We start from the raw sequence: 13,719 nt of genomic DNA, 5'->3' as shown, positions 1-13,719 counted from the left end.
GTAAAATATCAAGAGAAGAAAGAGAGAGAAAAGGAACAGAACTTGTTTGGATATTGATAATTTGGAATAGTTGCACCTTTCAGGGTTTTTTACAAGCCACCGTTTCTAACGGTGGTAGTTGACTTTTCAGATGCCGGGGGAAAAGGAGGTTTTATCCTTTATTCCTTTCCTCAATACGAATGGCCTATTTTATTTTCTCCGATGTATATTTTTAAGTTCAGTATTTAAAAACATCCCTGTATAAGATTTCTTTACACGCGCAATTTTTTCAGGCGGGCCTGAAGCCACAATTGTTCCTCCCTGGTCGCCCCCTTCAGGGCCGAGGTCTATAATCCAGTCTGCGGTTTTTATCACATCAGGATTATGTTCAATAACAACAACTGTATTGCCCCTCTGTACCAGCCTGTCAAGAACATTCAGCAGCATCTTTATATCCTCAAAATGCAGGCCTGTAGTAGGTTCATCAAGAATGTAAAGAGTACTGCCTGTTGCTTTCTGTGACAGTTCTCCGGAAAGCTTGATTCTCTGAGCTTCTCCTCCTGACAGTGTGGTAGCAGGCTGGCCGAGTCCGATATATCCCAGGCCCACATCTTCCAGAATTTTCAGCTTTCTCTTTATCGGAGGTATTTTGTCAAAAAATATCAGTGCTTCTGATACTGTCATGTCAAGAACATCGGAAATAGTTTTGCCCCTGTATTTTACTTCCAGGGTTTCCCTGTTGTATCTTTTACCTTTGCATACTTCACAGGGTATGTATACATCAGGAAGAAAGTGCATCTCAATCTTGATAATTCCGCCTCCTTCACAAGCTTCGCATCTTCCTCCCCGTACATTAAAACTGAAGCGGCCGGGTTTGTATCCCCTTATTTTTGCTTCGGGTAGCTGTGAAAAAAGATCCCTTATGTGAGTAAAGACACCAGTGTATGTGGCAGGGTTAGAACGCGGGGTTCTGCCGATGGGAGACTGGTTAATGTCAATTACTTTGTCAATGTACTCAAAACCTGTAATTTCCCTGTAAGGCAGAGGAGACTGTTTTGTATGGTAGAGCCTCCTGCGGAGTGCGGGATACAAAGTCTCATTTATGAGAGATGATTTGCCTGAGCCGGAAACACCTGTAATACATACGAATAGCCCGAGAGGAATGTCAACATTTATATTTTTAAGATTGTTGCCTTCAGCGCCTTTTATTGTTATTTTCCCGGTGCCTGAAATTCTGCGTGTTTCAGGCAGGGGAATAGATGCTTTGCCTGAAAGATACTGCCCTGTTAGGGATTGTGCATTTTCCATTATTTCCCGGGGAGTTCCGGCTGCAACTACATTACCGCCGTTGACGCCTGCTCCGGGGCCAAGGTCAATTACGTAATCTGCAGCGAGTATTGTCTCTTTGTCATGTTCAACCACGATCACGGTATTCCCTATGTCCCGCAGAGCAGTAAGCGTGCTGATTAATCTGTTATTATCTCTCTGATGAAGCCCTATTGAAGGCTCGTCAAGAATGTACAGAACTCCGACAAGCTGAGAACCTATCTGGGTTGCAAGGCGGATTCTCTGAGCTTCGCCTCCTGCAAGAGTGGATGCTGTCCTGTCAAGTGTAAGATAGTCAAGTCCTACATTTATTAAAAATTTCAGCCGTTCATTGATCTCCTGAAGGATCTGGCGGGATATGGCTTGTTCCTTTTTTGTGAATTTGACATCCCGGAAAAATTCAGCAGCTTCTTTTATTGACAAAGCTGTTATCTCGTCTATTGATTTGCCGTGTATCTTTACAGATCTGCTCTCTTTTCTCAGGCGTGAGCCGCCGCACTCAGGACATGTCTGTACGTTCATGTATCCTTCAATCCAGTTTCTGATACCCTGGGATGTTGTTTCTCTGTAGCGCCGCTCAAGGTTTTTCAGAACTCCTTCGAATTTGTTTACAAATACTCCTGCGGTTTTTTTATTTGCAGATTCGTACTTAAAGCGGAATTCGCGGTCTCCGGCTCCGTAAAGAATTATGTTTTGAAATTCAGAATCAATATCCTTAAAAGGAGTATCAAGAGAAAATCCGAAGGCTTTACTGATTGTCCTCAATCTGCTGAAATACCATCCGTCTCTTGCATTGCCCCAGGGTTGTACAGCGCCCTGATTTATAGATTTTTCCTTATCCGGCACAACTAGATCAGGGTCAATTTTCATAATTATTCCCAATCCGTTGCATACAGGGCATGCTCCAAAGGGAGAATTGAATGAGAACATGCGGGGGCTTGGCGCATCGTAGCTTATGCTGCAGTGGACACATGCAAAAAGAGCTGACAAGAGCATCTGTTTTTTCCCGGCAATGTCTATAATGACAGACCCTGAAGATACGCCAAGTGCTGTTTCAAGGGAATCTGCAAGCCGTTTGTTTATGGACGGGTCAACAACAAGACGGTCAATAACAACTTCTATATTGTGTTTCTTATTCTTTTCCAGATTGATCTGTTCGTCAAGGTCATAAAGCCTGCCGTCAACCCGTACTCTTACAAAACCGTCACGGCGTACCTGATCAAATACATCTTTGTATTCTCCTTTGCGGCCCTTTACAACAGGAGCGAGAAGCTGAATCCTGGTACCTTTTTCCATGCTTAATATTGAATCAACCATCTGGTCCACTGTCTGTTTTTCAATTTTTCTGCCGCATTGATAACAGTATGGTACACCAATTCGTGCGAATAAAAGCCTTAAATAGTCATAAATTTCAGTAACTGTACCTACGGTTGAACGGGGATTTTTGCTTGATTTCCTCTGCTCAATGGAGATTGCAGGAGAAAGGCCTTCAATTGTTTCAACATCAGGCTTTTCCATAAGGCCCAGAAACTGACGTGCATAAGAGGATAATGATTCAACGTATCTTCTCTGTCCTTCCGCATAAATTGTATCAAAGGCAAGAGAAGATTTTCCTGATCCGGACAATCCTGTAATAACTGTCAGTTTTCCCCTTGGGATATTGACATCAATATTTTTTAAATTATGTTCCCGGGCTCCATGTATGATTATTGCGTCGGTTTTGCTCATTTTGTCATCCTGTTAAATCTGTCCTTACATTGACCTGTTTGTAAAATGCTGTTGTAACTTCCATATTCTAAAACTAATAGCAAATTATTATGCCTCATTAATCAATGCTGCATCTTTAAAAAGAACTTGTTTTTATGAAGAATTATCGTTATTTATGATATAATTCTCATTATATACGGAGGTACCATGAAAAAGACAATTCTACTTGTTTTACTTCTTGCCCTGATTTGTGCAGTAAGTGTATCTGCTCAGCAGGGACAGGACGTAGCTGCACTTATTGCAAAGGGTGATTCTCTTGCTGCAAAGTGGAATCATGAAATGGCTGCTATTGATTACATGAATGCTTTAAAATTGGATCCCGCTAATTACGAAGCAGCATGGAAAACAGGCGATGAAACAACAGAGTTTGCAAATAAGCTCCCGGATAATCAGAAAGCGCGCAAGGAGTCTCTTTTTGCTAAAGCTGTTGAATATTGTCAGAAAGCAACAGAGCTTAATCCTGAAGGCTGGCAAGGCCATTTCAAACTTTCAGTTGCTTACGGAAGGCTTGCACTTTTCCGCGGCGGCAAGAAAAAGATTGAACTCTCAAAACTTATTGAGAAAGAAGCAAAAAAGGCTGTTGAACTCAACCCCAATGCTGATCTTGCTTATCACGTTCTCGGCAGATGGAATCAGGGCCTTGCAAACTTAAGCTGGGTGCTTCGTTCCTTTGCAAAAATTCTCTACGGCGGTGTACCTCCTGCTTCCAATGAGGAAGCTGTTAAAATGTTCAAAAAAGCAATCGAGATTAATCCGAATCATATAGAGCATTATCTGGAACTTGCCCGTACATACAAATATATGGGCAAAAAAGAACTGATGCGCGAGCCTCTGCAGAAAGTGCTTGAACTTCCCAATGTGGAAGAAGATGATCCTGCATTCAAAGCAGAAGCACAAAAGATGCTCAAGCATCTGAAAAAATAGTTTTAAATCAAGGGGCCGTATTAAAAGCTGTAATCTGCGTTATAAAATAAGCAGGCTTTTCATACGGCTCCTTTTAATCCTCCTAATAAAAATCATTGGCAAAGCTGTATGAATTTTACAGCAATCTCATCTGCGAGCAGCATCCCTTCAGGGAGAAGAATGAAACGATTTCCTTCCTTTCTCGCAAGGCCCTTTTTTATAAGATCTTCAGCAATATCCAGACTATTTTTAATCATGGACAGGGGAATTCCTTCAACAGTCCGCAGTCCCAAAGCGATTCTTTCCAGAAGCCTGTCATTTTCACTCAGTTCTTCATAATCCTGAACAGGTTTTTCCCCATGTGATATCATGCTTACGTATTCATCAATATTACTTGCATTCCACTCTCTCATGCTGCCTGAAAAAGAGTGTGCCGAAGGCCCGAAACCGAGATAGGGCTCGCCATTCCAATATCCTGTATTGTGTTTTGATTCCATTCCAGGTTGTGCGAAGTTGGAAATTTCATAATGTATATAACCTGCTGATTTCAGCATGCTGCTTGTCATTAAGTACATTTCGGCAATTGTTTCAGTTTCAGGTTTTTCCAGTCTGCCGGTTTCAATAAGCCTTCCCATGGGAGTTCTATCTGACCATGAAAGTACATAGGTTGAAATGTGATCCGGCTTAAGGGCTGTAGCTTTATTTAATGTTTTTCGCCATGTCTCTTTGCTCTGTCCGGGGAGTCCGAATATGAGATCAATGCTTATGTTGTCAAAGAATTCCTTTGCAAGTTTTACAGCGTTTTCTCCCTGATTAGAGTTGTGAAGCCTGCCGAGGAGTTTTAGTTCATCATTATTAAAGGACTGGCATCCTATACTTATACGGTTTATTCCGGTTTTTCTGAAATTTTCAAGATTGTTGTTGTCAAGGGTAAAGGGATTTGCTTCAATAGTAATTTCCGGATCATTTGATACTGTAAAGTTGTTATATACAGCAGTTAAGATTTCACTGATCTGCAGGGAAGAGAGAAGGGACGGAGTGCCGCCCCCGAAATATACTGTATCAAATGTAATATTACCAAAGGGAGATTCTTTCTTAAGAAATATCTCCCTTATAATGGAATTAATAAAAACAGGAATTTTATTTTGAGCAGTTACAGAGTAAAAATCACAGTAGCTGCATTTTCTTTTACAAAAAGGAACGTGTATGTAAATTCCTGCCATGCTTTAATGAATCAGATTAAGAATTCGTTGAATTCTAAGTTTTTTTGTCAGCCTGTAAAAAGGCAGTTCGCTGTTCCATGAAAAGTATATTATCAGGCCTTCACCCACAACATACCTTTCAGGTAAAAATCCCCAGTACCTGGAATCAAGGCTGTTGTCTCTGTTGTCTCCCATCATGAAGTATAGAATATTTTTAACAATGTATTTACATTTATCAAGAGGTGTTCCGTCAATTGCAAAACTGGAAACAGGGTAGGTCTCAAGCGCTCTCGGCCATCTGTTCTGATTGGAGAGTGTAAGGTTAGTTGTCTGGCCTTTGTAACTCAATGTAATTGTATGGCCTTCGTAAATTATAAGCTGAAAACGCTCAAACCATACACTTCTGTTTGAATCTGAGAATGTATATACATCTCCGGGCGCAGGAATTCTTACAGGGCCGTAATTGTCTCTGTTTCCTGCATTCGGCGGAAATATTGCATACTCTTTGTATGATTCGGGATACATTGCTCCGATATATTTTGCATTAGGAGGGTCAGGAAAAAGCTTTCCGTTTACATAAACTTTTTTATGCCTGACTTCAATTGTATCTCCGCTGACAGCAATGCATCTTTTGATATAGTTAAGTTTCGGATCCCTCGGATATTTAAAAATTACAACATCTCCCTGTTTGGGATTCCTGAATCCCGGAGTTCTGAAAAATGGTATCTCAAAGCCTAATTTTGTATATGGAATTCCTATCCAGTCGGGAGAACGCAGGCCGTATACAAACTTGTTGGCAAGGAGGAAGTCTCCGACTAAAAGCGTATCTTCCATTGAACCTGTGGGGATTCTAAAAGGGTATATGACAAGAGCACGGATTACCAGTGCGATAATCAGAGCAACAAGAAAGGATTCTGCATATTGTCTTGCAGCGCTTTTGTTATTTTTTCCTTTGGGTTTTTGTTTGATTGACTGGTTCATAAATAGCCCCTGATTTTTATTTGATTTGTAAAAGAGCGAGGAATGCTTCCTGGGGGATTTCAACCTTTCCCACCATTTTCATACGTTTTTTCCCCTGCCTCTGTTTTTCCAGTAATTTTCTTTTTCTTGAGATGTCTCCGCCGTAGCATTTAGCTGTAACATTCTTACGTAAAGCTTTAACAGTTGTTCTTGAAATTACCTTAGATCCGATTGCAGCCTGAATTGCAACTTCAAACATCTGGCGCGGTATTATTTCTTTTAATTTTATAGTAAGTTTTTGCCCCCATTCAAATGCTTTTGACCTGTGTACTATCATAGACAGCGCGTCCACAGGCTCTGCATTAATAAGCAGGTCAAGTTTAACGAGATCGGATTTCTCAAATCCTATAAGGTCGTAATCAAATGATGCATATCCTCTTGATACTGATTTCAGCTTATCGTAAAAATCAAAAATAATCTCCGATAAAGGGAGATGGTAGTGAAGATTTGCTCTGGTCTCATCTATGTATGATGTATTTTTATAAACGCCTCTTCTCTCCTGTGCAAGCTTCATTAAATTGCCTACATACTCGGAGGGGGTTATAATATGCGCATCAACAAAAGGCTCTTCGATTTTATCCACTTCATGTACCTGGGGTAATTTTGCGGGATTATCAATTGTCAGAGTCTCTCCGTTCTTTTTAATTACCCTTATTTCAACGTTCGGCATTGTAGTTATAAGGCTCTGTTTGTATTCTCTCTCAAGCCGTTCCTGAATTATCTCCATGTGCAGCAGGCCGAGAAAACCTACCCTGAATCCGAACCCGAGCGCAGCAGAACTCTCCGGCATAATTGACAGAGCGGAATCATTGAGTTTTAAACGATCAAGAGCATTCCGAAGTTCCTCCAAATCATCAGAATCAGTAGGAAACAATCCTGAGAATACCATAGGTTTTGGCTCATGAAATCCGGGCAGGGGCTTTTCAGCAGGATCAGACGCAAGTGTTATTGTATCTCCTACTTTAGTGTCTTTAAGGTTTTTCGCTCCTGCTATAATGTAGCCGACTTCTCCTGATCTCAAAGATTTTTTTTTGTGGCGGTGCAGCCTGAGTATACCGAGTTCGTCAATGTTAAACTCTTTTCCGGTTGACATGAATTTAATCGTATCGCCTGTATTCAGTATGCCGTCAACCATACGCACATAAGCTATTGCACCTCTGTAATAATCAAATACAGAGTCAAATATGAGGGCCCTCGGCTGGCCGTCTGATTCACCTTCAGGGGGAGGGATTCTGTTGACAATAGCCTCAAGTACAGTATCTATTCCGGTTCCCTGTTTTGCGCTTATAAGAAGGATTTCTTCCTTAGTAACTCCGAGAAGGTCTATTATCTCCTTTTGCGTCCGTTCAATCTGTGCGCTCGAAAGGTCGATTTTGTTAATTACAGGCAGAATTGTAAGGTCGTTCTCAAGAGCAAGATAGATATTACTGACTGTCTGTGCTTCTATGCCCTGAGCGGCATCAATGATGAGAAGAGCTCCCTCACATGCAGCAAGGCTTCGTGATACTTCATAAGAAAAATCAACGTGCCCGGGAGTATCAATAAGATTGAGAAGGTAATTATCCTTTGGTTTATATTCATACCGCATTGAGATTGCATGGGCTTTGATTGTGATACCGCGTTCCCGCTCCAGATCCATGTCATCAAGAACCTGATTCATCATAGCTTCAGGAGAGACAGTATGGGTCTTCTCAAGCAGCCTGTCAGCAAGTGTGGATTTGCCGTGGTCAATGTGGGCAATTATGCAAAAATTTCGTATATTTTTTTTGTACATAGCTTTAAATATATGGATATTTATATTAATAGTCAACGGGGAAAAAAGCATAGGTATTCTCCGAAAAATTAATGGATTAAAAAATACGATTAAAAAAACAGCGAGTTAAGCAAAGAAAGTACTTGAAAAAATGAAAAAAAATTGCCTCCTTATTGTATCAAGACAACACAAAAAAGGAGGCAAAATGAAAGACATTACACGTAACATCCAAGTGAAGTTTAATCACTAACATGAAATATCAAGAGAAACTTACAAGGCCCGAAAAAAATATGAGAAAATTTGGATATAGATTCTTTCGTTCAGGGCAAGTCTATATTACTCGAATTGCTTCAAGTTTAGAAGAAGATATAAGCAAAAAAATATGTGAACGATTTACAAGGTATCTGCAAAAAGAAGATTTAGGCGATCGGATACTTGAAATGCATTTAACGAAGAATCGTAGAGTCTTCAGCCGAAGCCGATATTTAATAATAGATGGAAGTAAGATAAACAAACCTTACGCGACAACCATGGAAGGTTTGTGGCAACCCAAATATCTCTCAAAACTACCAAAATAATCGGATCGTCATAAACTTTTTTCCTGCCTCTTTTTGATAGATTTTCAACAGATTTTACAAAAGCGGATGAATTTAATAACCTAATCGCATATTTTCTGTTATATCCGTATAGCGAACGAAACTCATTTAATAGCTGCGTTTTTATTTTCCCTGCTGAATTTTTGTACCGTATCCTTATTGCTTCTAAAATTTTATATTTAGTCGATGTACTCATCCTAAAATCTTCCGTCTTTACGGTTACATCTATTTTGAGGCAACGACTAATTTATGAAAAAGTTCAATTCCTCTAAAGTTACTTTATTTATGAGTCAATGCGAACGCGGGGTGCCAGAGAATAAAAATATTTATCTTGACAAAAAGCATAGATTTAATTATATTTTTATCTCTTTGTGGAGGAAAGATGGTTAAACAGATTAAAAGAGGTAAAAAGAGTAAAAAGGGAAATGTTCTGCCCTTTACTAAGACTAATTATGTTCTTTTTATTATTGGTCTTGCAGTTCTCATCATTGGAAATGTTTGTTTAAGCAAAGGTCCATGGGACAGTTTCTGGTCTCTCGATCTTGCACCTGTTCTTATGGTTATTGCCTACGTTATAATTTTTCCTTTGGCAATTCTATACCACAAGAAGAGGGACAATACCTCTGCAAATGAAGTAAACGGCTGATGCTGTTTATTTTTTGAACCAGGGCGATTAGCTCAGCTGGTTCAGAGCACCTGCCTTACAAGCAGGGGGTCACTGGTTCGAATCCAGTATCGCCCACAGGGGGTCGTAGTTCAATTTGGTTAGAGCACCGGCCTGTCACGCCGGAAGTTGCGGGTTCGAATCCCGTCGACCCCGCTCTAAACAGAAAAGCCGTTGAAGAATTTCAGCGGCTTTTTGTTTGCGTTTTATTAGAAATTATGTATTCTGTCTTTTACTTTACTTGACCAAAAGCAGGATATCGCCTTGAACAATCTAAAATGAACAGCAATTAATTATTTAAAAAAACCAATTTGAGATGTATCGGCACCAATAATTAATTCGGATATTTTAATTGTTGCTATGAGAAAAACAGCCGGCTTTGATCATACTAAGAAAAAAAATTATTTTAACTTATCGGGGTGTACTGTTACCCTTCAGCCCTGATTTGTCCAGATATTTGATAAAGCTTCCAGTTTCACTCAAATCCACTCTACTCATGCCTCAGTCCCTCCGCAGGATTTGTCCTTGCCGAGCGGAAATATTGTTTGAAAACTGTTAAAAGATGTAACTTGAATAAAACCAGGAACTAAAACAGTAAAAAGAAAATAAGCAGATAAGAAATAATGAAAAAGTACTTGACAGATGGTTTATATTTTTATATATTCTGAAAGTTGATGATAAATTTTAAGCAGTACAGCACTTGCATCTTTAGAAAAAACATCATACCAAAATTTCATCATTTAGTAGTGTGTCTTCATATGAGGGGATGATTGTATCCTGAATCAATAAGGATCCTCCCTAAGTAAGACAGATATGCCGAACAATTAGGAAAATCAAATTCCGAAATTCAGGGGGAATTTGTGAAGCATGTGAGAGTGGTTAAGATTATTCTCGGACTTGTTTTAACTTTTTTTGGTATTGCAAAGATTATTGATCCGTCAAAAGCTGTTGATCTTATGATGGATTTTAAGGCTATTCCTGAATCTTTAATTCTCATTGTTATTTCAATCCTTCCTGTTTTAGAGATTTTAATCGGAGTGCTTCTTGTTTCCGGGATGTATCCGAAGTTTGCAGCAATGTCTGCATTAATTCTGTTTTCAGGATTTTTCCTGATAAGCGTTTACGGAACAATCATAGATTTGAATTCAGATTGCGGGTGTTTCGGGTATGAACTTTAATAAAATAAGTAGGATGAAAATAAACTGTTATGTGATTAATTGAATGCATTTGCGCAAATGTAATAAAAAGAAAGGAGGTGATTTTCATGATTGAAAATATTTTTTCAGATCAAGCAAATCTTATGAATGCTCCAGGGACTTGTGATGATTGTGTTTGTGGTTGTAGTGAAGATGATAAAAATGTTGACGCCGGTGATGACTCAAAAGCGGAGCATAAAGAAGAGGGATAAGTAATTTTTGTTAGTTATTAAATCCGAGGTTTTCTTATGGGAGAAAACCTCGGGTGATTATTATCAAAGGAGTTACCTGTGGTTAATAAACCTTTTATTAAGAAAATCAGAATTAATGATAAGTATTATATTTATGATGTTAATACTAATGAAATTTTAAAAGTAGATAAATTAAATTATACATTTGTAGATAATATAGAAGATGATATTACATATAAAATAAGCAAAATTTACAATTCGCCTAAAAATATTAATAAAGTAAAAGAGGAAATAAATTTATTTACAAAAAAAGGTTATTTCTCAACGCATAGACCTAAAATTAATTATTTTCGTACTGAGCCATTTAAAAAACGTATAAAAGAATCTATGCTAAGTAATATCAGTAAGATAACTTTAGTAGTTACCGAAGATTGTAATTTGAGGTGTAAATACTGTATTTATTCTGATTCTTATAAATATCATAGAATTCATTCGGAAAAATATATGAGTTTAACTGTAATGAAGAAAGCAGTAGATTTTTATTTAAAGTATAGCAGTAAAGTTCAGGAGAAAACGATTTCTTTCTATGGCGGAGAACCGTTATTGAATTTCAAACTAATCGCAGCATGTGTGAAATATATTAAAGAAAAACATAAAGGAGCAATACGTCTATTAATGACAACTAATGCAACATTGTTAAATAAAGATATAATAAAATATTTGGTTGAAAACAATTTTTCTCTTTTAATTAGTTTGGATGGTCCAGAAAGAATTCATGATAGATATAGAGTTTTTAAAAATAGTAAAGGGACTTTTAATACTATTATGAGAAATTTAAAAATTATGGAGTCAATGTACCCAGATTATTATAAGAAGAAAGTTAGATTCAATATGGTATTAGCCCCTCCGTATCATTTTTCAGAATTAAACCAATTCATTATTAATGAGGAAATTATAGCAAAGGCTGTGAGAGTGAAATGTGCAATGGTTAATAAAAAGAATACAGTCTTTTTTAAACAATTTAGTCCAGCAGAAAGAGAGAAACATATTGAAAGCTTTGTTAATATTCTTAATAATTTTAAAAGAAAATTATCGAAAAATGAGAAACCAAGTAAATTAGAAATGAGTTTATTCAGAATGAAATATTTGAATTATCATCGTAGAGTTTGTACAACCCTCTCTACAGAAGTACCTTCTCATGGTCAATGCACATTCCCGGAAAGAGGTATATTTATAAATTCAGATGGGACCTTTAATTTTTGCTCTTATATTGAGGATGTCTATAATTTAGGTAGTGTGTTCAATGGATTCGATTTTAATAAGATTTATAATTTTTATACAGACTTAGAAGATTTATATTCAAAGTATTGTTTTAATTGTTGGGCTGTTCGTTTTTGTCAAAAATGTGTAAAAGATTTTAATAGAAATGGAATAATTGATGAAGAGTTATTTAGGAAGAAATGTAATAATATTCGGGAAGGAATTTATAATGATTTAGTATCATATATCACTATTCGGGAGCAGAATTACAATGCTTTTGATTTCTTAAATGATATAGAAATAGTTTAATAAGGGGTCTTGCGACATGAGAAAAATTACATGCGTATTAATTATATTTTTGATTGTTTTTCATGTTTTTGCTCAGGTGAGATTGAAGCAAGAAAAAGTAGTAAATAATTTGAGAGCGCCAAAGGATGGTTCAGATCAATATCTTTTAAAAGAAGAACTGTCAATAGGAGAAAATGGTGGTGACAGCAATTATTGCTTTTCTAAAATATCGGCATTATATGTAGATGATTATGAAAATATATACCTGATTGAAGGGAATGAAAGGCAGGTAAGAGTGTTCGATAAATATGGAAAATTTAAAAGAAAATTTGGAAGAAAAGGACGCGGCCCTGGTGAATGGATTTATCCGACTTATGTTTATGTCAAAGACAGTGTGATATATGTCGTTGATGGTGGTAACATTAAAATATCACAGTATGATCTTAATGGAAGATTTCTTGCAGACTTGAGAGTTGATGTTGGTGCAATACCAGGAGCAATTTTTATTGATACTGCAGGGAATTATATAATTTTTTGTATAAAATTTACAGTAAACGGAGACAGGTGTAAGATCGTTAAAATTGATAATGAGGGCGAAGTAATATCTAAGTCGGAAAGCATGACATGGCAAAAAAGAGAATTTGTTTCTACAGATAAAGGTACAGTTGGAATACCATCTCCGTTTGCACCTTGCGGATATATTGCGTACAACAAAAATACTGATTGTATATATTATGGTTTTTCCGGTAAATATGCAATCAGTGTCTTTGATGTTGATTTCAACAAGGTTATGATAATCAAAAAACAGAGCCCTTCTGTTAAAATCTCAAGTAGTGAGAAAAGAGATTATATTAATTCTTATATGGAAAAGGGTAGATCAAAACATAGAGAGGATTTCTATAAATGGAGAAAAAAATATATAAAATTCCCCCCCAATCATCCATTTTTTAATGGGATATGGATAAATGATAAAGAGAATTTATTGGTTAAGAGGATAACAAGTGATAAAAAAGTTCATTTAGATGTTTTTAATAAAGATGGTATTTATATAAGAGAGATAATATTGTCACCTCCGGAAGATGATATAGTTTTTGAAAGTATTTTTGATAAATATACATTTTTTGTTAATAATTCTATTTATTCCATAGTGGAAAATAATGAGGGATTTATTTTATTTAAAAAATATTCTTTGATTCAAAGGAATTAGTATATGATGATTAAATTAAAAAATATTGCCCAATATCTTAATGCTGAAATAGTTGGTAATGGTCATTTAGAAATAAAGGGAATATTAAGAAACCCAGAATTTAAAGAAAATTATATAACAGTTGTAAATCAAGAAGAAGTAAAAATGCAAAATAGTTTAAATGAAGATAGAAGAAGAATTGCATTGTTAACAATAAAAGTCCAAAAGGAATTTAATTGTCTCATAGCACAAAAAAAAGATATGGAATTGCCACAAAAAAATGGACACATAGTTAAGATTAAACAGCCTTTTTCATGGCCGTGAATTGCACCGGAGACATGTTGTCAAGATATGAATGTTTCCGAATACGATTATAGAAAATTTCAAT

General features: G+C 36.9%; 12 protein-coding genes and 2 tRNA genes. 9 read left to right on the top strand and 5 right to left on the bottom strand.

Annotated features, from left to right (window positions below):
- Window positions 1-189: 189 nt before the first annotated feature.
- The gene (uvrA, locus tag J7K93_01415; protein MCD6115647.1) at window positions 190-3,033 is read right to left on the bottom strand and encodes an excinuclease ABC subunit UvrA; all 2,844 of its coding nucleotides are present in this window, start codon (window positions 3,031-3,033) and stop codon (window positions 190-192) included.
- A gap of 186 nt (window positions 3,034-3,219) precedes the next feature.
- Here uvrA and J7K93_01410 point away from each other — a divergent pair, with 186 nt between their 5' ends.
- Entirely contained in the window at window positions 3,220-3,996 is a 777-nt protein-coding gene (locus tag J7K93_01410) for a tetratricopeptide repeat protein (protein MCD6115646.1), read from the top strand.
- A gap of 92 nt (window positions 3,997-4,088) precedes the next feature.
- Here J7K93_01410 and hemW read toward each other — a convergent pair whose 3' ends face one another.
- The 4 genes from hemW to J7K93_01390 form a co-directional block, all read right to left on the bottom strand.
- Window positions 4,089-5,198: a radical SAM family heme chaperone HemW gene (gene hemW / locus J7K93_01405; protein ID MCD6115645.1), complete on the bottom strand. Its 1,110-nt coding sequence runs from the start codon at window positions 5,196-5,198 to the stop codon at window positions 4,089-4,091.
- Between the two features lie 3 nt (window positions 5,199-5,201).
- Window positions 5,202-6,158, bottom strand: coding sequence for a signal peptidase I (gene lepB / locus J7K93_01400; protein MCD6115644.1), 957 nt, complete (start codon window positions 6,156-6,158; stop codon window positions 5,202-5,204).
- Window positions 6,159-6,174: 16 nt separating this feature from the next.
- Window positions 6,175-7,971, bottom strand: a complete 1,797-nt coding sequence (lepA, locus tag J7K93_01395; GenBank protein MCD6115643.1) for a translation elongation factor 4 — start codon at window positions 7,969-7,971, stop codon at window positions 6,175-6,177.
- A gap of 447 nt (window positions 7,972-8,418) precedes the next feature.
- On the bottom strand, window positions 8,419-8,742 hold the full coding sequence (locus J7K93_01390; protein MCD6115642.1) for a hypothetical protein: 324 nt from the start codon (window positions 8,740-8,742) through the stop codon (window positions 8,419-8,421).
- A 186-nt stretch (window positions 8,743-8,928) separates the two neighbouring features.
- Between J7K93_01390 and J7K93_01385 the strand changes: the two genes are divergently transcribed.
- The 8 genes from J7K93_01385 to J7K93_01350 all read left to right on the top strand — a co-directional run bounded on the left by J7K93_01385 (window position 8,929) and on the right by J7K93_01350 (window position 13,655).
- Complete coding sequence (locus tag J7K93_01385) at window positions 8,929-9,192, top strand: hypothetical protein (GenBank protein ID MCD6115641.1); 264 nt, start codon at window positions 8,929-8,931, stop codon at window positions 9,190-9,192.
- A gap of 21 nt (window positions 9,193-9,213) precedes the next feature.
- Window positions 9,214-9,288: transfer RNA gene (locus J7K93_01380), tRNA-Val, on the top strand.
- A 3-nt stretch (window positions 9,289-9,291) separates the two neighbouring features.
- Window positions 9,292-9,366: transfer RNA gene (locus tag J7K93_01375), tRNA-Asp, on the top strand.
- A 704-nt stretch (window positions 9,367-10,070) separates the two neighbouring features.
- On the top strand, window positions 10,071-10,388 hold the full coding sequence (locus J7K93_01370) for a hypothetical protein (protein ID MCD6115640.1): 318 nt from the start codon (window positions 10,071-10,073) through the stop codon (window positions 10,386-10,388).
- An 86-nt stretch (window positions 10,389-10,474) separates the two neighbouring features.
- Window positions 10,475-10,618, top strand: coding sequence for a hypothetical protein (locus J7K93_01365; protein MCD6115639.1), 144 nt, complete (start codon window positions 10,475-10,477; stop codon window positions 10,616-10,618).
- Window positions 10,619-10,696: 78 nt separating this feature from the next.
- A complete protein-coding gene (locus J7K93_01360) occupies window positions 10,697-12,166 on the top strand; it encodes a radical SAM protein (GenBank protein MCD6115638.1) in 1,470 nt (489 codons plus the stop codon).
- A gap of 16 nt (window positions 12,167-12,182) precedes the next feature.
- A complete protein-coding gene (locus J7K93_01355; GenBank protein ID MCD6115637.1) occupies window positions 12,183-13,352 on the top strand; it encodes a 6-bladed beta-propeller in 1,170 nt (389 codons plus the stop codon).
- Between the two features lie 3 nt (window positions 13,353-13,355).
- Window positions 13,356-13,655, top strand: a complete 300-nt coding sequence (locus J7K93_01350) for a hypothetical protein (GenBank protein ID MCD6115636.1) — start codon at window positions 13,356-13,358, stop codon at window positions 13,653-13,655.
- Window positions 13,656-13,719 lie beyond the last annotated feature (64 nt).

It is taken from the genome of bacterium, from assembly GCA_021158245.1.
GTDB lineage: Bacteria > Zhuqueibacterota > QNDG01 > QNDG01 > QNDG01 > QNDG01.
Note: the sequence above shows the minus strand (reverse complement) of the source record. Positions and strands in the feature narration are given on the sequence as shown.